The organism is Streptomyces sp. NPDC004539, from assembly GCF_040610055.1.
Taxonomy (GTDB): Bacteria; Actinomycetota; Actinomycetes; order Streptomycetales; family Streptomycetaceae; genus Streptomyces.
Window position 1 is genome coordinate 349,238 of the sequence record NZ_JBEXLS010000008.1, and the last position, 20,327, is coordinate 369,564.

22 protein-coding genes are annotated in these 20,327 nt (G+C 70.7%); 15 read left to right on the forward strand and 7 right to left on the reverse strand.

Annotated elements, in window-relative coordinates; all coding sequences use genetic code 11:
• Window positions 1–5: 5 nt before the first annotated feature.
• The 3 genes from ABZX85_RS19705 to ABZX85_RS19715 all read right to left on the reverse strand — a co-directional run bounded on the left by ABZX85_RS19705 (window position 6) and on the right by ABZX85_RS19715 (window position 1,649).
• The gene (locus tag ABZX85_RS19705) at window positions 6–488 is read right to left on the reverse strand and encodes a succinate dehydrogenase hydrophobic membrane anchor subunit (RefSeq protein ID WP_355869788.1); all 483 of its coding nucleotides are present in this window, start codon (window positions 486–488) and stop codon (window positions 6–8) included.
• Window positions 489–493: 5 nt separating this feature from the next.
• Window positions 494–874, reverse strand: coding sequence for a succinate dehydrogenase, cytochrome b556 subunit (gene sdhC, locus ABZX85_RS19710; RefSeq protein WP_355869790.1), 381 nt, complete (start codon window positions 872–874; stop codon window positions 494–496).
• Window positions 875–1,142: 268 nt separating this feature from the next.
• Window positions 1,143–1,649, reverse strand: a complete 507-nt coding sequence (locus ABZX85_RS19715) for a 2-oxo-4-hydroxy-4-carboxy-5-ureidoimidazoline decarboxylase (RefSeq protein WP_355869793.1) — start codon at window positions 1,647–1,649, stop codon at window positions 1,143–1,145.
• A 136-nt stretch (window positions 1,650–1,785) separates the two neighbouring features.
• Between ABZX85_RS19715 and ABZX85_RS19720 the strand changes: the two genes are divergently transcribed.
• From ABZX85_RS19720 to leuE, 11 genes are all read left to right on the forward strand, one after another.
• The gene (locus ABZX85_RS19720) at window positions 1,786–3,438 is read left to right on the forward strand and encodes a glycoside hydrolase family 20 protein (protein ID WP_355869796.1); all 1,653 of its coding nucleotides are present in this window, start codon (window positions 1,786–1,788) and stop codon (window positions 3,436–3,438) included.
• A gap of 96 nt (window positions 3,439–3,534) precedes the next feature.
• Window positions 3,535–4,215, forward strand: coding sequence for a DUF4328 domain-containing protein (locus ABZX85_RS19725; protein WP_355869799.1), 681 nt, complete (start codon window positions 3,535–3,537; stop codon window positions 4,213–4,215).
• Window positions 4,216–4,415: 200 nt separating this feature from the next.
• Window positions 4,416–4,967 (forward strand): hypothetical protein, encoded by a 552-nt coding sequence (locus ABZX85_RS19730; protein ID WP_355869802.1) that lies wholly within the window; start codon window positions 4,416–4,418, stop codon window positions 4,965–4,967.
• Window positions 4,968–5,118: 151 nt separating this feature from the next.
• Window positions 5,119–5,421, forward strand: a complete 303-nt coding sequence (locus ABZX85_RS19735) for an RHS repeat-associated core domain-containing protein (RefSeq protein ID WP_355869805.1) — start codon at window positions 5,119–5,121, stop codon at window positions 5,419–5,421.
• Between the two features lie 41 nt (window positions 5,422–5,462).
• Window positions 5,463–5,906, forward strand: coding sequence for a hypothetical protein (locus tag ABZX85_RS19740; protein WP_355869983.1), 444 nt, complete (start codon window positions 5,463–5,465; stop codon window positions 5,904–5,906).
• Complete coding sequence (locus ABZX85_RS19745) at window positions 5,903–6,277, forward strand: hypothetical protein (RefSeq protein WP_355869808.1); 375 nt, start codon at window positions 5,903–5,905, stop codon at window positions 6,275–6,277. Before ABZX85_RS19740 ends, ABZX85_RS19745 begins: the two co-directional genes overlap by 4 nt.
• 308 nt (window positions 6,278–6,585) lie before the next feature.
• The gene (locus ABZX85_RS19750; protein WP_355869811.1) at window positions 6,586–7,161 is read left to right on the forward strand and encodes an RNA polymerase sigma factor; all 576 of its coding nucleotides are present in this window, start codon (window positions 6,586–6,588) and stop codon (window positions 7,159–7,161) included.
• Complete coding sequence (locus ABZX85_RS19755) at window positions 7,158–7,340, forward strand: hypothetical protein (protein ID WP_355869814.1); 183 nt, start codon at window positions 7,158–7,160, stop codon at window positions 7,338–7,340. The genes ABZX85_RS19750 and ABZX85_RS19755 overlap by 4 nt, the downstream gene beginning before the upstream one ends.
• 332 nt (window positions 7,341–7,672) lie before the next feature.
• Entirely contained in the window at window positions 7,673–8,323 is a 651-nt protein-coding gene (locus ABZX85_RS19760; RefSeq protein ID WP_355869816.1) for an RNA polymerase sigma factor, read from the forward strand.
• Window positions 8,323–9,519 carry a hypothetical protein gene (locus tag ABZX85_RS19765; protein ID WP_355869819.1) on the forward strand — a complete coding sequence of 399 codons (1,197 nt, stop codon included), beginning with the start codon at window positions 8,323–8,325 and terminating at the stop codon, window positions 9,517–9,519. Before ABZX85_RS19760 ends, ABZX85_RS19765 begins: the two co-directional genes overlap by 1 nt.
• 227 nt (window positions 9,520–9,746) lie before the next feature.
• On the forward strand, window positions 9,747–10,394 hold the full coding sequence (gene leuE / locus ABZX85_RS19770) for a leucine efflux protein LeuE (RefSeq protein WP_355869822.1): 648 nt from the start codon (window positions 9,747–9,749) through the stop codon (window positions 10,392–10,394).
• A 73-nt stretch (window positions 10,395–10,467) separates the two neighbouring features.
• Here leuE and ABZX85_RS19775 read toward each other — a convergent pair whose 3' ends face one another.
• Window positions 10,468–11,781, reverse strand: coding sequence for an FAD-dependent monooxygenase (locus ABZX85_RS19775; RefSeq protein ID WP_355869824.1), 1,314 nt, complete (start codon window positions 11,779–11,781; stop codon window positions 10,468–10,470).
• A 78-nt stretch (window positions 11,782–11,859) separates the two neighbouring features.
• Between ABZX85_RS19775 and ABZX85_RS19780 the strand changes: the two genes are divergently transcribed.
• Window positions 11,860–12,522, forward strand: a complete 663-nt coding sequence (locus tag ABZX85_RS19780) for a TetR/AcrR family transcriptional regulator C-terminal domain-containing protein (protein WP_355869826.1) — start codon at window positions 11,860–11,862, stop codon at window positions 12,520–12,522.
• A 99-nt stretch (window positions 12,523–12,621) separates the two neighbouring features.
• Here ABZX85_RS19780 and ABZX85_RS19785 read toward each other — a convergent pair whose 3' ends face one another.
• The 3 genes from ABZX85_RS19785 to ABZX85_RS19795 form a co-directional block, all read right to left on the reverse strand.
• Complete coding sequence (locus ABZX85_RS19785; protein ID WP_355869828.1) at window positions 12,622–13,743, reverse strand: acyltransferase; 1,122 nt, start codon at window positions 13,741–13,743, stop codon at window positions 12,622–12,624.
• 125 nt (window positions 13,744–13,868) lie between these two features.
• Window positions 13,869–15,185, reverse strand: coding sequence for an alpha-2,8-polysialyltransferase family protein (locus ABZX85_RS19790; protein ID WP_355869831.1), 1,317 nt, complete (start codon window positions 15,183–15,185; stop codon window positions 13,869–13,871).
• Window positions 15,185–16,171: a glycosyltransferase family 2 protein gene (locus tag ABZX85_RS19795; protein WP_355869834.1), complete on the reverse strand. Its 987-nt coding sequence runs from the start codon at window positions 16,169–16,171 to the stop codon at window positions 15,185–15,187. Before ABZX85_RS19795 ends, ABZX85_RS19790 begins: the two co-directional genes overlap by 1 nt.
• Before the next feature lie 200 nt (window positions 16,172–16,371).
• Here ABZX85_RS19795 and ABZX85_RS19800 point away from each other — a divergent pair, with 200 nt between their 5' ends.
• The 3 genes from ABZX85_RS19800 to ABZX85_RS19810 are packed head-to-tail and all read left to right on the forward strand — an operon-like array spanning window position 16,372 to window position 19,914.
• On the forward strand, window positions 16,372–17,700 hold the full coding sequence (locus ABZX85_RS19800; protein WP_355869837.1) for a DUF6716 putative glycosyltransferase: 1,329 nt from the start codon (window positions 16,372–16,374) through the stop codon (window positions 17,698–17,700).
• Between the two features lie 41 nt (window positions 17,701–17,741).
• The gene (locus ABZX85_RS19805; protein ID WP_355869840.1) at window positions 17,742–18,962 is read left to right on the forward strand and encodes an acylneuraminate cytidylyltransferase; all 1,221 of its coding nucleotides are present in this window, start codon (window positions 17,742–17,744) and stop codon (window positions 18,960–18,962) included.
• Window positions 18,963–18,975: 13 nt separating this feature from the next.
• Window positions 18,976–19,914 carry an N-acetylneuraminate synthase family protein gene (locus tag ABZX85_RS19810; RefSeq protein WP_355869843.1) on the forward strand — a complete coding sequence of 313 codons (939 nt, stop codon included), beginning with the start codon at window positions 18,976–18,978 and terminating at the stop codon, window positions 19,912–19,914.
• Window positions 19,915–20,327: the final 413 nt, after the last annotated feature.

The following is a 20,327-nucleotide window of genomic DNA, read 5'->3' on the forward strand; positions in this document are numbered from 1 at the left end:
CGTGCCTAGCGGATGTTCGGGTCGAAGGTGAAGATCACCAGCGTGCCCAGCAGGATGGTGAACACCGTGGCGGTGTAGAGCAGGCCCTTGAGCCACAGCCGGGTGTTCGCGCGCTCCGCGTAGTCGTTGATGACCGTACGCAGGCCGTTCGCGCCGTGCAGCATCGCGAGCCACAGCATCAGCAGGTCCCAGACCTGCCAGAACGGGGACGCCCAGCGGCCCGCGACGAACGCGAAGCCGATCTTGGAGACGCCGCCGTCCAGCACGAGCTGGATCAGCAGGTGGCCGATGACCAGGACGACCAGGACGACGCCGGACAGCCGCATGAACAGCCACGCGACCAGCTCGAAGTTGCCCCGCGTCGACTTCGGGGTCTTCTTCGTGCGCTTGCGCGGGGCCTCGATGTACGGGGCCGGGTTGTCGACGTCGTACAGCGAGCCGCCCTCGACGGGGCCGATGCCGGACGCGGTGGTTTCGGTGGTGGCCATCGGTGTCAGCTCCCGAAGATTTCGCGGGCCGCGTGGCCGAGGACGGGGTAGATCGCGCCGATCATCAGCACGACCCACAGGCCGACGACGCTCCAGAGCATCTGCTTCTGGTAGCGCGGACCCTTCGACCAGAAGTCGACGGCGATGACGCGCAGGCCGTTGAGCGCGTGGAAGAGGATGGCGGCGACGAGGCCGTACTCCAGGCACGCGACGATGGGGGTCTTGTACGTGGCTACGACCTTGTCGTAGTCCTCGGGGGAGACACGGACGAGAGCGGTGTCCAGCACGTGAACGAACAGGAAGAAGAAGATGAGGACGCCGGTGACTCGGTGAGCCACCCAGGACCACATTCCTTCCCGGCCGCGGTACAGCGTTCCAGCCGGCACGGAAGTCCCTCCGGGAGCGGGGTGTCGGGGCCTGCCGGCTTGTGCTGTCGGTCGGCCCGGCCGGGTACGGTCCACCGGCCCCCAGCATGTTAGCTACGCGGTGGGGGCGGGTTTACGGCGGGCCTACCGGTGTGATCAAAGTGGCACGCGGATGGGTGAAGCCGTGCGGCATCCGGGGTGGTGGGTCCTGTTATGTGCCGGGTGCGGCGCCGTTGTGGCTGGTCGCGCTCACGCGGCGGTAGCCGCACATCGATACAGCCCCGCGCCCCTAAAGGGCGTGCAGCAACCGTTGCTTTGCCAGCTTGCGGAGTTCGTCTGCCGCCAGTACCCGTTCGTCTTCAGGATCGTTCGGCAATCGTGACCGGATGGCTTCCAGGATGGCGTCCAGGGAGTCCTCGCAGACCACGAACGCGTGGCCGAACTTCGACTCGTATGCCGCGTGCGCCGCTCCCAGGGCCATGTGGGCTGCCGCGTAGGTCCCAGGCGGAAGCTGCGGCATCTTCTCCGCCGCGAGCGCCTCCGTCAGGTCCCCCCTCGTCAGGTCGTACGCCGCCTCGTCCGCCGCTGCCAGGAGCGCGTCGATCGTCGGGTACGGGCGGTGGGTCGCCACTCTTGCTGCCCAGGTCTCGCTGTGGAGGCAGGTGAGGAGGGTGGTGTACGCCTCGGCCGGGGGAGCGGTGTTGAACGCTTCGAGGCGGAGATGCGTAGGAGTTGATTGTTCGGGTAGGGCCGGTATGGCCACGCGGTGGGCGGGCAGCGGTGATCCTCGGGTCACGGGGGGCTGGTGTGGCGCCACGTTATCGAGAGTGGTCGTGGTGTGTCCGACAGTTGCCCGAATTTCACTCGATCGGGAGAGTTTCGGAACGTGTGGTGGACGACGGGTGGTAGGCAGTGAGTCGTAGGTTGACGGCGTGAGCAGGCACAGGCGGGGCAGGCGGAAGAGCGGCGGACGGCGACGGGGCGCGATCGTCGCCGGCGCCTTCGTGGCGACGGTGGGGCTCGGCGTGGGGGTCGGGGTGTGGGCGTCGACCTCGGGATCGTCGTCCGGAACGGGTACGGAGGCGGCGGCGTCCACCGGCGCCTCGGCGGGCACCCGTAGTACCCCTAGTACCCCCGCCACGTCCCCCAGCACCCGCCCCGCGTCCTCCTACCCCCTCTCCACCGCCCCCCGCACGATCCCCGCCGTCACCTCCCACACCCCGGCCCGCGGCCCCGGCTGGCGGCCCGCCAAGAACTACCGCGTCGTGATCGACGACTCCCGGCTCGCCGACGAAGGACGGCTGATCGCCGGGGAGTTGGGGATCGCGTACGGCGGTGAGGCGGCCGATGCCCGGGACGGTGACGTCCGGCTGGAGCTGGGGGAGGCGGGGCCCTCGGAGTCGTACAGCATGACGGTGAGCGGGGGGAAGGTCACCGTCAGCGGGGCGTCCGAGGCGGCGGTGTTCTACGGGACGCGGACGCTGAAGCAGGAGGTGCGCGGGAGCGGGGCGGCGCCGGAGGGGGTCGTACGGGACGCGCCCGCCAAGCCCGTACGCGGGTTCATGCTCGACATCGCGCGCAAGAACTTCAGTGCCGCCTGGATCGAGGACCGGGTGCGGGAGCTGGGCGATCTGAAATTCAATCAGCTCGGTCTGCATTTCTCCGACGACCAGGGTTTCCGGATCGCCTCCGATTCACATCCGGAGGTCGTCTCCAAGGTTCATCTCACCAAGGCCGAGGTGCGGTCGATCGTCGCGCTCGCGGCGTCCCGGCACATCGAGATCGTGCCCGAGATCGATTCACCTGGGCATCTCGGCGCCGTCATCGCCGCGCATCCGGAATTGCAGCTTCGGAATGTGAACGGCGTGCCCACGAAAGGCGCCGTCGACATCTCCAAGACCGCCTCCGCGAAACTTGTCGACGATCTCCTGAAGGAGTACACGGCTCTCTTCCCCGGTTCCTCCTGGCATCTCGGCGGCGACGAGTACCAGGCGCTGACCGTCCCCAACCCGGCCGCGCTCTACCCCCAGCTCGCCACCGCCGCACGGAATGCGTACGGCTCCGGCGCGGGCGTCTCCGATCTCGCGACCGGGTGGCTCAACGACCGGGCGAAGGCCGTCGCGGGGCGGACCGTGCGGGCCTGGAACGACGGGTTCTACCGGGGGACGTCCGTGCAGGCGGACAAGGGGATTCAGGTCGCGTACTGGACGGGCAAGGAACTCGGGGCGCGTAAACCGTCCGAATATCTCGCCGCCGGGCGGAAAGTCGTCAATTACAACGACGAGTTCCTCTACTACGTCCTCGGCGAGCCGAACACCTTCGTCTATCCGACGGGACAGCGGATCTACGAGCAGTGGAATCCCCGGGTGCTGCGGGGGACCACCGCCGTCGACTCCTCCTACGACGCGCAGATTCTCGGCGGGGTGTTCGCCGTGTGGTGCGATCTCTCGAACTCGCAGACGCAGGCGCAGGTCGCGGTGGGGATTCGGATGCCGCTGCGGGCGACCGCGCAGAAACTGTGGGACGTGCGGAAGCCGGCCCTTTCCTGGACGCAGTTCCGGGAGCTGGCGGGGAAGGTGAGCTGAGCGGGGCGGCGCCGGGCGGGCGTGCGAGAATAAGCGTTCCGGGTCTGGGGAGGCCCGGAATTCGTTTGTTTCTTTTGGTTCGTTTCGGGGGGATTCATGTCTGTTGCCTGGTTGCGTTCTCCGGTGGCCCTCGGGAGGGCGACCGCGGTGCTGCTCGGGGTGTCCGTGGCCGCGCAACTGTTCGCCCTCGCGGCGGACTTCGTGCTCTACGGGATCTACGACGACGCCGTGGGCGGGGCGTCGGGGGCGGACTTCGACCGGCGCGTCGACGACTCGGACCGGCTGTCGCTCGTCTCGTCGTCCGTCCAGATCGTGTCGCTGCTCGCCACCGCCGTCGTCTACCTCTGCTGGTTCTGGCGGGTCAGGGTGAACGCGGAGGTCTTCGCGCCGGACGGGCACGCGATGAAGCGGGGGTGGGTGATCGGCGGGTGGCTCGTCCCCTTCGCCAACCTGTGGTTCCCGCGCCGGGTGATGGCCGACGTGTGGCGGGCGAGCGTGCCCGCCGGGCGGGGGGTGTCCGCCGCGCCGGTCAACCTGTGGTGGGCGGCCTGCGTGCTCTGGTTCCTCTCGGACCGGGTGGTGTCGGTGCGGGACCGTTCCGTCGAGACGCTCAGCGACCACCGGGGGTTGGCGGGGGCGTTCATGGCCATGGACGCGGTGGGGGCGGTCGCCGGGGTGCTGGCGATCGTCGTGGTGGTGCGGCTCACGCGGATGCAGGACGAGAAGGCGCATGTGGGGGCGGTGCAGGGGGCGTTGATACCGCCGGTCCAGGGCTGACGTACTCCGTGGTCGAACCGGAACGCGTCCTGGCCCCCATCCCGTGTTCCCCGTCCACTCCACGCCAACTCGGCCGTTATTGGCTGGAAATCTCCGTTCCGCTTGCCCTGGCGTGTTGGGCGGGGGCCCTGTGAGACTGGGGTGCTACAGGGAAGTACGGGCTTCGTACGGGGGATCGGGGCCCAGGGGAGGGAGAGTCGATGAACCTGGTCGAACTGTTGGCGGGGGCCGACGAACTGGGGCTGGCCGCGAGCGGGTTGGCTTGTTTGGATCGGTGTGTGTCCCTGCTGGGGGGTGACGACGAGGTCCTGCGCCCCCTGTGGGGCAACCTCGCCCCCGGCGGCGACCCCGACGACTGGGCGGGCCTCCTCCAGCAGATCCGCTCGAAGCTGGACGGCACCCCGGGTGACGACGCCGCCGTCCTCCTCGTCCGCGAGATGCTCGACGGCGCCCCCGCCGAACGCACCGGCGAGGCCGTCCGCGTCTGGGCCGACACCTGCTCCCTCGCCGCCCTCCGCGTCCACCTCCTCCTCGACCCCACCAGCTCCACGTCCACCGTCCCCCGCGACGGCCGCACCGAAGGACTCCCCCCGCTCGCCACCGCCGAACTCCGCCGCCAGGCCACGGTCCTGGAGGTCGTCGCGACGCACGGCGGCGCGGGCCTGCGGCGGGCGGTGGACGTGTCCACCGAGGGGCGGAGGGTGTTGCGGGCGGTGGTTTCTCGGCGGGGGAGGGTGGTGCGGGCGTCTTGAGGCGGGGGGTGCGGCGGGCGTCGAGGTGGCGGGCGGTAGGTGACCTTCCCGTCCGGTTCCCCGCCCTCAGCTGTCCCTCCGCTTACCCATCCACCCCCGACGCCCCGTACCTCGCCGCCGAACGTTCGGGGAGGCGCGGGAGCAGTCCGGGGTGTGGGTCGGGCAGCGGGGGTTCGTCGGGGGTGCGCAGGACGACGGCACGGGGCTGACGAATCTGGGGGCGCGGGAGTACGACCCGTCGATAGGGCGGTTCCTCAGCCCTGATCCGCTGCTGGACACGACGGCTCCGCAGACCCGGAACGTGTACGACTCCCCGGTGACCCTTTCCGACCCTTCGGGCTGTGCCCCGCCGACCTGTGTGGCATCGGGTACCCCATCGGGGGTACGGGTACGGGGCCCGGCAACCCTGTCCGCTACATCACCGACGGCTCGGTCGAACCGATCAGCAAGGTGAGGGCCGGCGACAAGGTTCTCTCGACAGACCCCCAGACGGGCGTGACCTCCCCCGAACCGGTCCAGAAAGTCATCGTCACCCACAACGACCGTGACTTCACGATCCTGACCCTGTCCGTGACACCGGTCCGGGGACCGCCCTCTTCCGGCGACGACTCGGGTAAGTCCCAGACGCTGACGACGACTTGGCATCATCCGTTCTGGGATGCGGGGCGGCAGCGGTGGGTCGACGCCCACGACCTGACCCCGGGTACGAATGACCTGACGGTCGGGAAACTGCATACGTGCTATGTGGGGGCCGGGGCGATTTTGTTCCTCGTAACGCAGGGGCACGACGTTTCACCCAGACCGGCCTTGTGCTGTACGGCCGGTATGCGCGAAGGGCGGGTATCGCGGGATATCTCGATCCGTCGCGATTCGTCATCAAGGTGGTACATCAGGACGTGTGACGGCGTGGAGCGGTGTTCCAGAGGGGAGCTTGGGTGAAGAAGGCGGAGGTGTTCGCGGCGGTCGCTCGCAAGATGAAGGACCTGGGATTCAAGAGGCGCAGGTCGAACTACGAGTACGTACGCGAGCGAACCGCCCTTTGGGTCGGGACCTTCGTAGGTGTCCGATGCGCCGAGATCGAGGACCGAATCCTGGAGTGGTGCGGAGACGTCGTGCCGGGTTGGGACGGCCGGTCCTATGTCGCCACTGTCTCGATGAACGTCGGTTACCTCACGCCTCGAGCGAAAATGCTGGAGCACAGGATCGACCTTTCAGCGGATTCGGTCGCCGAGGCCATTGCGCCCAATATCTCTGACGTGACTGAAATCGGGGAGACCTTGAGGGCGCTTATCGGGAACTTGCGCGCTTGAAAGTGAGAGTGGACGAGGGGGCGTTCCTCTCTCCCCGGTACCTGCGTTACATCTCGGGCTTCGAGAAGGAGTTTCCGCAAGGATAGGTTCGGTGGCGGGGCGGGTCGGCGCAGATGCGACGGCAGCGGTGTGTGGTGGGCCGGTTCCCGCCGTGTGACCCGTTCCACACCCCAACACAGTGATGGATTCCGGCCGTTCGTCGCTGGACACAGTGAGGGCCGCGTTGCGGACCGGTGGCCGGGGCGGTTCCACGGGGGTGGGCCGCGCGGTCGTCGACCTTGGTGGGCGGGCGGATTACGGGGATACAAGTGGGGCAGGGTGGGGAACCCGGGCGCCCTCAGGGGGCGTTCGACGGGGAGCTCGGGGTGGCCGTCGCCCGTGCCCAGGAGGGCGACGAGGTGGCGTTCGGCGTGGTCTATCGGATGGTGCAGCCCGGGTTGCTCGGGTATCTCAAGGGGATCGTGGGCGATGAGGCCGAGGACGTGGCGTCCGAGGCGTGGCTGGAGATCGCCCGGGATCTGGGGCGGTTCCGGGGAGACGGGGCCGGGTTCCGGGGGTGGTCGGCGACCATCGCGCGGCACCGCGCGCTCGATCACCTGCGGAGGGCCAAGGTGCGGCCCCAGCGGGGCGGTTCCCTTGAGGAAGTCGAGCCCGTCGCACCTCATGACACCTACGACCAGGTCGCCGAGGCGCTCTCCACCGAGCGGGCCCTCGCGCTCGTACGGATGCTGCCGCCGGACCAGGCCGAGGCCGTCCTGCTGAGGGTCGTCGTAGGGCTCGACGGACCCGCCGCCGCGCGCGTGCTCGGCAAGCGCCCCGGCGCCGTACGGACCGCCGCGCACCGTGGACTCAGGCGGCTCGCCCGGGAGTTGGGGATCGAATGACCGACCTGCCCCGGCTCCTCGCCGACGCCCTCACCCCACCCGGACCCGACGCCGCGGCGGAGGCCGAGGCGCTCGCCGCGTTCCGGGACGCCCGCGACTCCGGCGCACTCGACGCGCCCACGAGGCGGTGCGACGACTGGCGGCGGGAGGGCGAGGGACTTCGCGACGGGGTGTCGTAGATGGGGTGCCGCAGACGGAGTGCCGCAGCCGCCGTGTCGTGGCGAGGCCCCCGGAAACAGGCGACGACCAGGGCCGCCACCCCCCACAGGAGAGGCCCCGGTCGTCGCTGTACGGGTCGCGCGGCGGCCCGTGTTCTGTACAGCGCCGGAGGGGCCGTTTCTGTCACACCTGTCGTGGACCGGCGTGGACGGGGCGCGGTTTCAGGTCGTAACGTGCCTTTCGCGCCGGACGGCAAGCGCGGACAGCAGGGCGGCTGGACCACCGCTGCGTGCTGTGGGGACCATCGGCGGGACATGCAGTGATCGGCTGAGCTAGGGACCAGGGTGCTGGGGTGCTGGGGGACGACGCGGAGTTGACGGCCGCGGTGCTCGCTGCACAGGACGGGGACGAGAACGCGTTCCGTGCTGTGTACCGCGCCGTGCATCCTCGACTGCTCGGATATGTCCGGACATTGGTGGGGGAGGCGGATGCCGAGGACGTGACGTCCGAGGCGTGGCTCCAGATCGCCCGTGACCTGGAGCGGTTCGGCGGCGACGCCGACCGGTTCCGGGGCTGGGCGGCGCGGATCGCCCGTAACCGTGCTCTCGATCACATCCGGATGCGGGGCCGGCGGCCCGCCATCGGCGGGGACGAGACCGAGCTGACCGGGCGGGCGGCCGAGTCCGACACCGCGGGGGAGGCCATCGAGGCGCTCGCCACCGGCCGTACGCTCTCCCTGATCGCGAAGCTTCCGCAGGACCAGGCCGAGGCGGTCGTGCTGCGGGTCGTCATGGGACTCGACGCGAAGACCGCCGCCGAGACGCTCGGCAAACGGCCCGGTGCCGTACGGACCGCCGCGCACCGCGGTCTGAAGAAGCTCGCCGAGCTGATCGGAGACGACCCCGAGGCTCCAGGGGTGCTCGACGCGCTGCCGCAGCAGTCGGGCACCCTGCCGTCGTCGGGTGTGACGCATGCGTGCGCGCGGACGCAGAAGGACATGTGATGGCCGACGAGCAGTACAGGTGGCTGGACCCCGAGACGGCGGAACGTCTGCTGAGCGGGGAGTCGCCCGACGCCGTCGAGCCCGCGGACCGCGAGCGGGCGGCGCGCCTCGCGCGCGCCCTGGACTCCCTGACGCCCGACCTGCCGGACGACGGCGGCGAGCTGCGCGGCGAGGCCGCCGCGCTGGCCGCGTTCCGCAAGGTGCGGGCCGATCGGGCGGGCGCCGAGGGACCGGTCGGCGGGGCGCCGGTCGGGGACTCCGTCGAGGTCGGCGAAGTCGTACGGCTCGGTGTGCCGGCCGTCGGCCGGGAGGTCTCCCGGCGGCAGCGGGCCGCCCGGTTCGGGCTCGCGGCCGTTCTCGTGCTCGGCGTCGCCGGTGGCGCCGCCGTGGTCGCCGGGCTCGGGTCGGGCGGCGGGAACACGCCCGATCCGGGGGCGACCGTCTCCGCCGCCGCGCCCACGCCGGAGGAGTCCGGGGAGGACGGGACGCCCGAGCCGGGGGTCAGCGCGGAAGGGGTCGTGCCCGACGGGGGCGGCGCCGGAGGTACTACGGGTACGGGTGGGGGGACCGGCTCCGGGGGTGGCTCCCAGGGTGGGGGTGCTTCCGGGGGTACTACGGGTACGGGGGGCAGCCGGCAGGACGAGGCCCTCGGTGCCGTGTGCCGGGATCTCGCCCTCGGGCGGAGTGTCGACGGGCAGCGGCGGAAGTCGCTGGAGGAGGCCGCCGGCGGGGCGGCCCGGGTGCCCGCGTACTGCGTCGGGATGCTCAAGGGGGACCAGGACAAGGGGGGCGCGAACGGGGGCGGGTCGTCCTTCGGCGGGAGCAAAGGGGGCTCCGGCTCGGGCTCCGGTTCCGGCTCGGGGTCGGGGTCGGGTTCGGGCTCCGGAGGCGCTCAGGGCGGCAACGGGGGTGCGGGCCCGGGTGGTGGCGGGTCGAAGTCCGGGGGTGGCTCTCAGGGGGGATGGGGTGGTGGTAGCTCCGGAGTCACGTCCGGAGACAAGTCAGGCGGGGCCTCAGGGGCGACCAAGGGTTCCTGGGGCCACGGCGGCGGGTACGGCGGCGGGCAGTCGAACGGCGGGCAGTCCGGTGGCGGGTACGGCGGTGGCGGGCACGGCGGTGGTGGCGGCGCCGGTGCCGGTGGCGCCGGTGGTGGGGGCGCGCGTCCGCACGGCGGCGCCGAAGCCGTACTCTCCTGACCTGCCCTTTCTCGCCGTCCCGAAGTTTTTTCCCTGAGGGTGTGACGTTTTCCGGGGGCCCGGCGCAGTAACAAGTGAGCCGACTGGTCATCGGCCCTCGCACAGAGCCGGGGTTCCCCCCGTACCTACGGCTCCGTGCACATGGCGCGGGCGGGACACGTTCCCCCGGTCCCGCTCGCGCCCTCTCTCCCTCCCCGGGCCTCCCGGGCCGTGCCACACTCGGACCCATGTTCGGTGTGATCGACCTCCCCACGTACCTCCTCGGCCTGACGCTGATCATCCTGCTGCCCGGCCCCAACTCCCTGTACGTCCTCTCCGTCGCCGCCCGCCGAGGGATACGCGCCGGATACACCGCCGCGGCCGGCGTCTGGTGCGGGGACACCGTGCTGATGACCCTCTCCGCGGCCGGCGTCGCCTCGCTGCTCCAGGGCAACGCGCTGCTGTTCGGGATCGTGAAGTACGTCGGCGCCGGCTACCTCAGCTGGCTCGCGATCGGGATGCTGCGCGCCGCGTGGGGGATGTGGCGGACGCGCCGGGAGGCCGGGGCGGAGACCGCCGACGACGCCGGGAGCGAGGAGCGGCCGTTCCGGCGGGCGTTCGTGGTGAGCCTGCTCAACCCCAAGGCGATCCTGTTCTTCATCGCCTTCTTCGTGCAGTTCGTCGACCCCGGATACGCCTACCCCGCGCTGTCGTTCGTCGTGCTCGGCGCGTTCGCGCAGGTCGCCAGCGTGCTGTACCTGAGCGCGCTGATCTTCGGCGGGACGAAGCTGGCCGCCGCCTTCCGCAGCCGCAAGAGGCTTGCCGCCGGGGCGACTTCGGCGGCCGGGGCGCTCTTCCTCGGGTTCGCCGTGAAGCTGTCGCTGGCGAGCGCGTGAGGAGTCGCTTGAGGAGTCGCGGGAGAGGCCGAGGGGGAGACCGCGCGCGAACTCGGGGGGCTGCTGCGTGAGTTCAGGCGCCGACCTCTGCCGCGTATTCGGCCAGGCCCTCGCGAGAGTCCCCCGCCCAGCCGACGTACCCGTCCGGCCGGACCAGGAACACGCCCTCGGGGAGGGTGAGTTCGCTCCAGTGCGGGCCCTGGATACGGGCGTGCAGGTCGATCCCGTGCAGGGTGTCGGGGACGCGGTCCCCGGCGCGTAGCCCGGACGGCGCCGGGCGGGTCTCCCGGGACAGCGACGACTCCCGGTAGTTCAGGTCGAGTTGACGGGTGGACCGGCCCCGCCGCACCTCCTCGCGCTGGACGGCCGACGCGAGGGCGACCATGCCCGTGGCGATCGCCCGGCGCTCCTCCTCGTACGTGCCGAGGATCGTGGAGGCGGGGTCCTTGAGGGCCGCGCCCAGTTTCCAGCCGAGGTTGTAGGCGTCCTGGACACTGGTGTTGAGCCCCTGCCCGCCGGACGGCGGATGGACGTGCGCGGCGTCCCCGGCGAGGAGGACCCGGCCGGCCCGGAAGCGGTCGGCGAGGGCGGTGCGGGGGCGGAAGACCGAGTGCCAGGTGAGGTCGGTCGCCTGGATGCCGAGGCCGGCGCGGTCCCGCAGGGCGGCGTTGACCGTCGCCAATGAAGGCTCCCCGGAGGGGAGTTGGACGAAGAGCTGGAACTGGTCGGTGCCGGTGAGCGGGCACAGGCCCAGGAAGCCCGCCTCGGCCTGGAACATGTGCCAGTGGTCGCGCGAGAGGCCCGGGACGCGGACGTCCCCGACGAGGAACGGGTCCGCCTCGGGCGCCCCGTCGCCGGTCATGCCGATGCCGAGGGCCCGGCGCAGGGTGGAGCGTCCGCCGTCCGCCGCGACGACGTACCGGGCGCGGATCGTCGTACCGCCGGTGAGGGTGACGGTCACGCCGTCGTCGTCCTGCGTGTGGGTCAACGCCTCGTGGGCGAAGCGGACTTGGCCGCCGAGGGCGCGCAGTCGGGCGTACAGGATCTCCTGGGTGCGCCACTGGGGGATCATCCACGGGACCGTGAAGCGGGAGCCCTCCTCGCCGGCCTTCGCGGGGTCGAACATCTGGTGCTCGCCGAGCCGGACGCCGTTCTTCCACAGGAGGGTGGTGGGGTAGGGGCCGCCCGCCGCGAGGATCTCGTCGAGGACGCCGAGGTCCTGGAGTACCTCAAGGGTGCGGGGCTGGAGGCCCTTGCCGCGGGAGCCGGGGGAGAGGGCGGCGCCTTTTTCCACGATGACGGCGTCGACGCCTCGGCGGGCGAGGTCGATGCCGAGGGTGAGGCCGGTGGGGCCGGCGCCGATGACGAGGACGTCGGTGTGCTGCACGGTCGTCTCCTTAACGCTGTTAAGTGGCTACGTCCATGAGGGTGCCCTTAACGTCGTTAAGGTGTCAAGCTGTTTCCCGTGACCACCGAACGCCGGGCCCCCGAACGCCGCGCCCCCCTCGACCGCACCCGCGTGGCCGAGACCGCCCTCGCACTGCTCAACGACGTCGGTCTCGACGGGCTCACCCTGCGGGCCATCGCCAAGGAGCTGGACGTCAAGGCGCCCGCGCTGTACTGGCACTTCAAGGACAAGCAGGCGCTGCTGGACGAGATGGCGACCGTGATGTTCCGGCGGATGGAGGCGGGGATCGTCCTCGACGCGGGGGACACCTGGCAGGACCGGCTCAGGGGCGCGTGCGTCGCGCTGCGGGCCGCGCTGCTGTCGTACCGGGACGGTGCGAAGGTGTTCAGCGGGTCACGGTTCACCGGGACCGAGCATGCCGTGCGGATGGAGGAGAACCTGCGGTTCTTTCTCGACGCGGGGTTCTCTCTGGCCGACGGGGTGCGGGCGTACACGACCGCGACGAGCTACACCGTCGGGTTCGTGATCGAGGAGCAAGGGGTCGTACCCCTGCCGGGGGAGCGGCGGGAGGGGTACGACGTGGCGGAGCGGGCCCTGAGGATGGCGGAGTTTCCGTTGGCCGCGGCGGCTGGGGCTGAGATTTTCGCCGACTATGAACGGCACTTCAGGGAAGGGCTGGAGATCATCGTCGACGGCGTCGCGGCTAGGTATCAGCGGTAGTTGCTTCGGGTGCGGCGCCGTCGTGGCTGGTCGCGCCCGCGCGGCGGTAGCCGCACATCGATACAGCCCCGCGCCCCTAAAGACTAAAAGAACCAGGACTTACCGCGCCTTGAGAAGTGCCGAACGCAGCCTCGGCGTCAGCGGCTTCTCGATGCATCGGTAGATCAGATACGCCAGCACCAGCATCCCCCCCACCGTCAAAAAGAACGTCGGGATCGCCGGGATGTCCAGCTTGCGGTGCAGGCCCCAGATGATCACCCAGCCGAGGTGTTCGTGCAGGAGGTAGAAGGGGTAGGTCAGGGCGCCCGCGACCGTCAGCCACTTCCAGTTCGCCCAGTTCAGCCAGCCGAGGGCGATCGCGGCGACCGCGACGAAGCCGAAGGCGACGATCGCGACGATGCCGAAGGTGGTGCGGTGGGCGAAGGCGTTGGGGTCGGCGGCGTTCCAGAGGTCCTTGACGGCGTAGTGCTGGCCGATGAGGAACCCGGCGGCGGCGAGACCCCAGGCGTAGATGTCACGCCGGTCGCGGTGGACGAGGTAGAGGCCCATCCCGCCGATGAAGTAGGGGGCGTACTCGGGCATGACGACCAGGTCGAGGAACGGCAGTTTCGACGCCTGCGCGATCGGGATGGCGAAGAGCCAGCCGATGGAGAACATGAGGACGCGGCGGCGGTTGGCGCCGGGGATGACGACGAGCAGGGCGAAGAGGGCGTAGAAGCGGATCTCGACCCAGAGGGTCCAGCACACCCCGAGCACCCGCTCCGCGCCGATCGGCTGTTGCAGCAGCGTGAAGTTGATCAGCGCGTCGCTCGGCGAGACCCCCTTGAAGGGGATGCCGGGCAGCGCCATCACGACGACGAGCAGGGCGACCGCGAACCAGTACGCCGGCATCAGCCGCGACACCCGGGACGCGAAGAACGACTGAAGGGACCGCCCCCAGCCGCTCATGCAGATCACGAACCCGCTGATGACGAAGAAGACCTGGACCCCGAGACAGCCGTATGTCGCGAACTGGTGCAGCGTCGGGAACTCCGTCTTCGGGGAGGCGCCCCAGGAGGTCGACACCTGGGCGCCGCGCCCCGCGTAGTGGTACACCGCGACCATCAGCGCGGCCACCAGCCGCAGCCCGTCCAGGGCCCGCAGCCGGTTCTCCCGGGGAGGCTTGGGCGCGGGTATCCGCTCCGCCGGGGGCTCCGTGGTTCTTACGGCCGTCTCGGTCACGCTGGTATCCCTCGTACGGGAGAGGTGGTCAGGGGGGATCGTAGGGCGCCGGGCGGGCCCGTCCGGGCGGGGAGCGGGCCGGGCGCCCACTCGTCGCCGAATGTTCATCCCGGCGCCCCGCCGGGTTACCTCTTCACCGACTTCCTGAGCGCGCGGGCCCGCCGGACGACCCTGCGGGCCGTGGCGTTGCGGGGCAGGAAGGCGAGGCGGGCCGGGATGCCGCCGGGCAGGCCGAGCGCGGTCAGCCGGCGGCGGCGGAAGAAGCGCTGGGTGCGCGGGGTGAGCCGGGTGCTCAGATACCGCTCCGCCGTGGACCGCAGCTGCGGGTAGATCTGGGACTGCATGACGAAGCCCATGGTCTCGATCAGGTCGTCGACCGGGACGGGCTCGTCCTTGTCCTCCAGGTCCGGCAGGAGGGCGTCCGCGAGGATCACCGGCACCCGGTTGCTGTTCTGGAACGGGACGAGCCGGTCCAGGAGCAGTTCCGTGCCGACCCGGGCCACCGGGATGTCGTAGAACTCCCGCGCCGTGAACAGGGCGGTGGAGAAGCAGCCGGCGACGAGCGCCGGGCGGGCCGTCGCGAACAGCACCTCCGCGAGGACCGGGGTGTCCAGGACCAGGAGATCCGCGCCGAGCCGTTCGGCTTCGGCCTCAAGTGCCTTGCTGTACCCGGCCGGTGAGCTGGGGTGCGGTTTGAAGGCGACCGAGGTGTGCCCCCGGGCGACGGCCCCGCGCAACATCCGCACGTGCAGCTGCTCCTCCTCCTCGACCGTGAGGATGTCGAGGGCGGCGAGGTACTGGCCCAGCAGGAGCGCCGAGTTGTCGGGGAGGGACGGCAACTCCTCGACGGTGTCGGTGATTTCGCCGAGCACCTTGAGGAAGGCGGCCGTCGGGACGGTCTCCGCCGGGACCTCGAACTCGGTGAGCAGCAGCGGGAGTTGGCCGGGGACCAGGTCGAGGTGCAGGACGCGGCGGACCCGGGTGCCGATCAGCGGGTCGATCTTGTTGCGGGACGGGCCGTAGCTCATCAGGCCGTCCGCGTAGACGTCGACCGGGGCGCCGAAGAAGCAGGAGGCGATCGCCTGGGCGGGGTTGACCTGGAGGGACTCCAGGACGATCTCCACCTGGTCGTCGGCCAGGTCCCACAGCAGCCGCAGGTACCGCTCGAAGAGCAGGGTGTCGTCGGGGCGCGGCGCCCAGGTGCTCGGGTGGAACGGGCTGATCGTGTCGTTCCAGGACAGGACGCCGTCGAAGCGGCCCCGCAGCGGCGCGAAGCCCGGCATCTCGTCCAACGAGGCGGCCGTCTCGGGGGCGTTCGCGTTGTTGCAGACCAGCAGCAGCCGACGGTCCGCGGGCGCGAACGCGTCCGAGTCCATCGCCGCGGCGATCGTCGCGACGCCGTACAGCGTGGAGGCGACGAAGATCTGGGTCGTGCGGGGCATCAGACGGCCGCCTTCGCAGTCGTGACCTTGCGGCGCAGCCGCCGCAGCACGGCGGAGCGCTCGATGTCCATGGTGTCGAGCACGTCCTTCAGCAGCTCCTGCGGCATCCGCTGGAGGGCCGCGGCGCTGCGGACCTTCAGCAGCCTGGCGACCGAGGGCTCGAACTTCTCGATCTCCGACAGGTGGTGGGCGATGATCGCGCAGTACGTGCGCAGCGCCTTCGGCAGCAGCTTGTCCGCGTCCGGGTCGCGCGAGGTCTCTTCGAGGACCTGGTCGAAGGCGCGGACGAAGTCGAGCTGGCGGACGTCGCCGATCTGGGTCAGCGAGGTCGCGACCCCCCGGCGGTAGAAGATGCCGTGCAGGTCGGCCACCGCGAACGACTCCGCCTCGCGGTGCAGCTTCCAGATCCAGGGCCGGTCCTCTGCGGTGCGCAGCCCGTCCGTGAAGTGCAGCAGCCCCCGGTCGACGAGCCTGCGGTGGTAGACGCCGGCCCACGCGTACGGGTAGTCCACCGAGGTCGAGCGGTCCGCGGGGAGGATCGAGTCACGGGGGTTCAGGACGACGTTCCGGCGGCCCTCGGGGTGCCGGAAGACGGCACGGGCACGGGCGGTCGTCTGCACGTGATCGACACGTACGAAATCACAGCCGAGTTTCTCGATGGAATCCACCAATGCGGACAGAAAGCCGCGAGCATACCAATCGTCACCATCGAGAAATGTCAGGTACTCACCGCGCGCCACATTCAGTCCGTTATTACGCGCGGTGGCCAGTCCGCCATTCTTCTCGGGGTGGACCACCTGGACCTGCGAGATCTTCGAGAGGGACTCGGCGGCGCGTTCCAGAACGGCCGCGGTGTCGTCCTTCGACTTGTCGTCCACGAGGACGAACTCGAAATCCTCGCGCGCGTTCGCCTGGAGGCTTCTGAGGGTGTCCAGTACGAGGTGCTGCACGTTGTAACAGGGCACGATCACGGAGAGCTTGGGCACTTGCGTGAGCGTAGGAGGTGTCCCGGCGGGGGTAGTGTCCGAAAGCTGTACGGACGGTGAACTCGATGCGACGGAATCGTGCACCCTGTCTGCTTTCCTTGAACCGGCGGGCCGGTTAGCCACTTGGTGGTGTCCTGTTCACTTTTTGTTGAGTCTTGGTTCTCGTGAGGCGGGATTTTGCTTTACTAGCCTCTCCTGTTGTGCCAGCCAGTACTTCGCCACCCCTCAGGATCGCCGTCCTCGCGGACTCCGACACCCGCTGGAAATGGGGCGCCCGCACCGCGCGGCGCATCGTTCCCGACAGCGGCCCGGAACCCATTCTGGACGGTTATCTGCTGCGCGGACGCGCCACCCCCACACCCCGGCAACTCGCCGAGGTGGGGATCGCCGCGGACTCGCTGCGCGAGGTCACGGCCGTCGAGTTCCTGCGCGCGATGGGGGAGGAGCCGTACGACGTCCTCGTCCTGTCGCTCGTCGGCGGCGGCGTGCAGGCCATGCTCCACGGCCTGAAGCGCGTCTGGGAGGACCGGGCGGACCAGGCCGGCAAACTCCGTCCCGTCGTCGTCACCGGCTACGTCGGTGTCGTCTACGAGAAGCTCGCCGACGGCCTCCTCCTGCGCCACGGCGCGGACCTCGTCCTCGCCAACTCCCGCCAGGACGCGGACCGCTTCAAGGCGGTGTACGACGGTGTCGGCGCCGACTCCTCCTCGGTGACCGAAGTCGCCCTGCCCTTCCTGGGAGGCGAGCCCTACACCGGCGAACACCAGCCGTACACCGTGGTGTTCGCGGCGCAGCCCTCCGTGCCGGAGAGCCGCAAGGACCGTACGTACCTGCTGGACCGCATGATTCGGCACGCCCGCCTGCACCCGAACCGCGAGGTGCTGCTGAAGCTGCGCTCCAAGCCGGGTGAACACACCACCCACATCGAGGAGTTGCCCTACCAGAAGCTGGCCCAGAGCAAGGACCTGCCGGCCAACTTCCGCCTGGTGTACGGGAACATGGGCGAAGTCCTCGACCGCACCGACCTGCTGGTCACCATCAGCTCGACGGCCGCGCTCGAATCCCTGCACCGGCGCATCCCGACCGTCGTCCTCACCGACCTCGGCATCCGCGAGTCCCTCGGCAACCACCACTTCGTCGGCTCCGGCTGCCTCGCCTCCTGGGAGCAACTCGACGCCGGGCACCGGCCGGTGGCGGACGAGGAGTGGGTGTCACGGCAGGGCGTGTGTGCCGACGGCGAGTACGAGAACGCCTTCGACGCGGCCCGGGAGCGGATCGCGAAGCTGCTCGACCTGCCCCAACTCCCGCCGCTGCGGCCGTACTACACGCCGGCCACCGCCCCCGGCTACCTCCCCGGCATCCTCGCCCGCCACCACCTCGGCCCCGACGGCACCCCGCTGCCGGGCGCGCCCGCCGCCGACAAGACCCCGGGACCCGTCCGCCAGATCGTCCGCCGCGCCGCCCGAGGCGCCTACCGGCACGGGGTCCAGCGCGTGGCACCGGTCATCCGGCGGATGGGCGAGCTGTGAGCCCCGTGGTGCCCCCAGATTCCGTACAAGGAGTTCACCCCATGTCCAACTCGCAAGCCACACAAGGCGGTTCGTCGCGCCGGGTGCTTGCCGTGATCCCCGCGCGGGGCGGCTCCAAGGGTGTTCCCGCGAAGAACCTCGCGCCGGTCGGGGGCGTGCCGCTGGTGGCGAGAGCCGTACGGGAGTGCCTGTCCGCGCGGCTCGTCACCCACGTCGTCGTCTCCACCGACGACCACGGCATCGCCGCCGCCGCGCGGGAGGCCGGGGCCGAGGTCGTCCTGCGGCCCGCCGTCATCGCCGGGGACACCGCGACCTCGGAGGCGGCCGTCCTGCACGCGATGGACGCCCACGAGGCGGCCCACGGTTCGCCCGTCGACGTCGTCCTGCTCGTCCAGTGCACCAGCCCGTTCCTCGTCCGCGAGGACGTCGAGGGCGTCGCCGCCGCCGTCGTCGAGAAGGGCGCCGACACCGCCGTCACCGTCGCCTCCTTCCACGGGTTCGTGTGGCGGGAGGAGACCGAGGGCGGGCAGGGCGTCAACCACGACAAGGCGTACCGGCCGCGCCGGCAGGACCGGCCGCAGGACTTCCTGGAGACCGGCGCCGCCTACGCGATGGACGCGGCCGGGTTCCGCAGCCACAACCACCGCTTCTTCGGCCGCACCGAACTCGTCCGCACCGACCCCGCACGGGCGTTGGAGATCGACGACCCCCACGACCTCGCCCGCGCACGGGCGTTGGCCCCGCTCTTCGACGCCGAACGCGCGGGCGGGCTGCCGACCGGCGCCGAAGTCGACGCCGTCGTCATCGACTTCGACGGGACGCAGACCGACGACCGGGTCATGATCGACCAGGACGGCCGCGAGTTCGTCTCCGTCCACCGGGGCGACGGGCTCGGCATCGCCGCGCTGCGCCGCAGCGGCAAGAAGCTGCTCATCCTCTCCACCGAGCAGAACCCGGTCGTCGCCGCCCGCGCCCGCAAGCTCAAGATCCCCGTCCTGCACGGCATCGACCGCAAGGACCTCGCGCTCAAGCAGTGGTGCGAGGAACAGGGCATCGCGCCCGAGCGCGTCCTCTACGCCGGCAACGACGTCAACGACCTTCCCTGCTTCGCCCTCGTCGGCTGGCCGGTGGCAGTGGCCAGCGCCCACGACGTCGTCCGGGGCGCCGCCCGTGCGGTCACCACCACAGCCGGTGGTGACGGAGCGATCCGCGAGATCGCCGGCTGGCTCCTCGGACCCTCGCTCGACACCCTCACCCAGTAAGGAAACACCCGCCATGAGCACCAACTCCCGTATCCGCAGCTTCGGTTCGCGCGAGGCCGGCCCCGGCCGCCCCGTCTACATCTGCGGCGAGATCGGCATCAACCACAACGGCGACCTCGACAACGCGTTCAAGCTGATCGACGTGGCCGCCGAAGCCGGCTGCGACGCCGTCAAGTTCCAGAAGCGCACGCCCGAGATCTGCACGCCGCGCGACCAGTGGGACATCGAGCGGGACACCCCCTGGGGCCGCATGACCTACATCGACTACCGCCACCGCGTCGAGTTCGGCGAGGACGAGTACCGCAAGATCGACGCGCACTGCAAGGAGAAGGGGATCGCCTGGTTCGCGTCCCCGTGGGACACCGAGGCCGTCTCCTTCCTGGAGAAGTTCGACGTCCCCGCGCACAAGGTCGCGTCCGCGTCCCTCACGGACGACGAGCTGCTGCGCTCCCTGCGCGCCACCGGCCGCACCGTCATCCTCTCCACCGGCATGTCGACGCCGAAGCAGATCCGGCACGCCGTCGAGGTCCTCGGCTCCGACAACATCCTGCTCTGCCACGCCACTTCGACCTACCCGGCGAAGGCGGACGAGCTGAACCTGCGCGTCATCAACACCCTCCAGGCCGAGTACCCCAACGTCCCGATCGGCTACTCCGGTCACGAGACGGGCCTCCAGACCACGCTGGCCGCCGTCGCCCTCGGCGCGACCTTCGTCGAGCGGCACATCACCCTCGACCGCGCGATGTGGGGCTCCGACCAGGCCGCGTCCGTCGAGCCGCAGGGCCTCGCGCGGCTCGTCCGCGACATCCGGACCATCGAGGCGTCCCTCGGCGACGGCGTCAAGAAGGTCTACGACTCCGAGCTCGGCCCGATGAAGAAGCTCCGCCGCGTCGCCGGTGTCGTCGCCGAGGCCGAGATCGCCGACGCCGCGGGCGAGCCGCTCACCGTCTGACCCTGATGCCCCGCTACGCCTTACGACGGGATGGCCGTACGAGGATGCCCCCTCACGCCGACACACCCACGACCCTCGCCTTCGTCGAGAGCCCGGTCCAACTCCTCAACGTCCTGGAGTGGGCCCACAACCACGGCTTCGGCCGGGGGAGTTCGGGGAGGCCGGGGGGTGTGCTCCGGCCGGGGGCGGGGGGCGGGTGGGATGCTGCGCCGGGTCCGGGAGAGGGGGCCGGCACGGGGCCGGGTCCGGAGGCCGGGGGCGATGTCGTGCCGGGTCGGGAGGCCGGGGTTGACGCCGCGCTGGGTCCGGAGGCTGGGGTCGATGCCGTGCTGGGTCCGGAGGCCGGAGCTGATGTCGCGCCGGGTCGGAAGGCCGGTGTCGACGCCGTGCTGGGGCCGGAGGCCGGGGTTGAC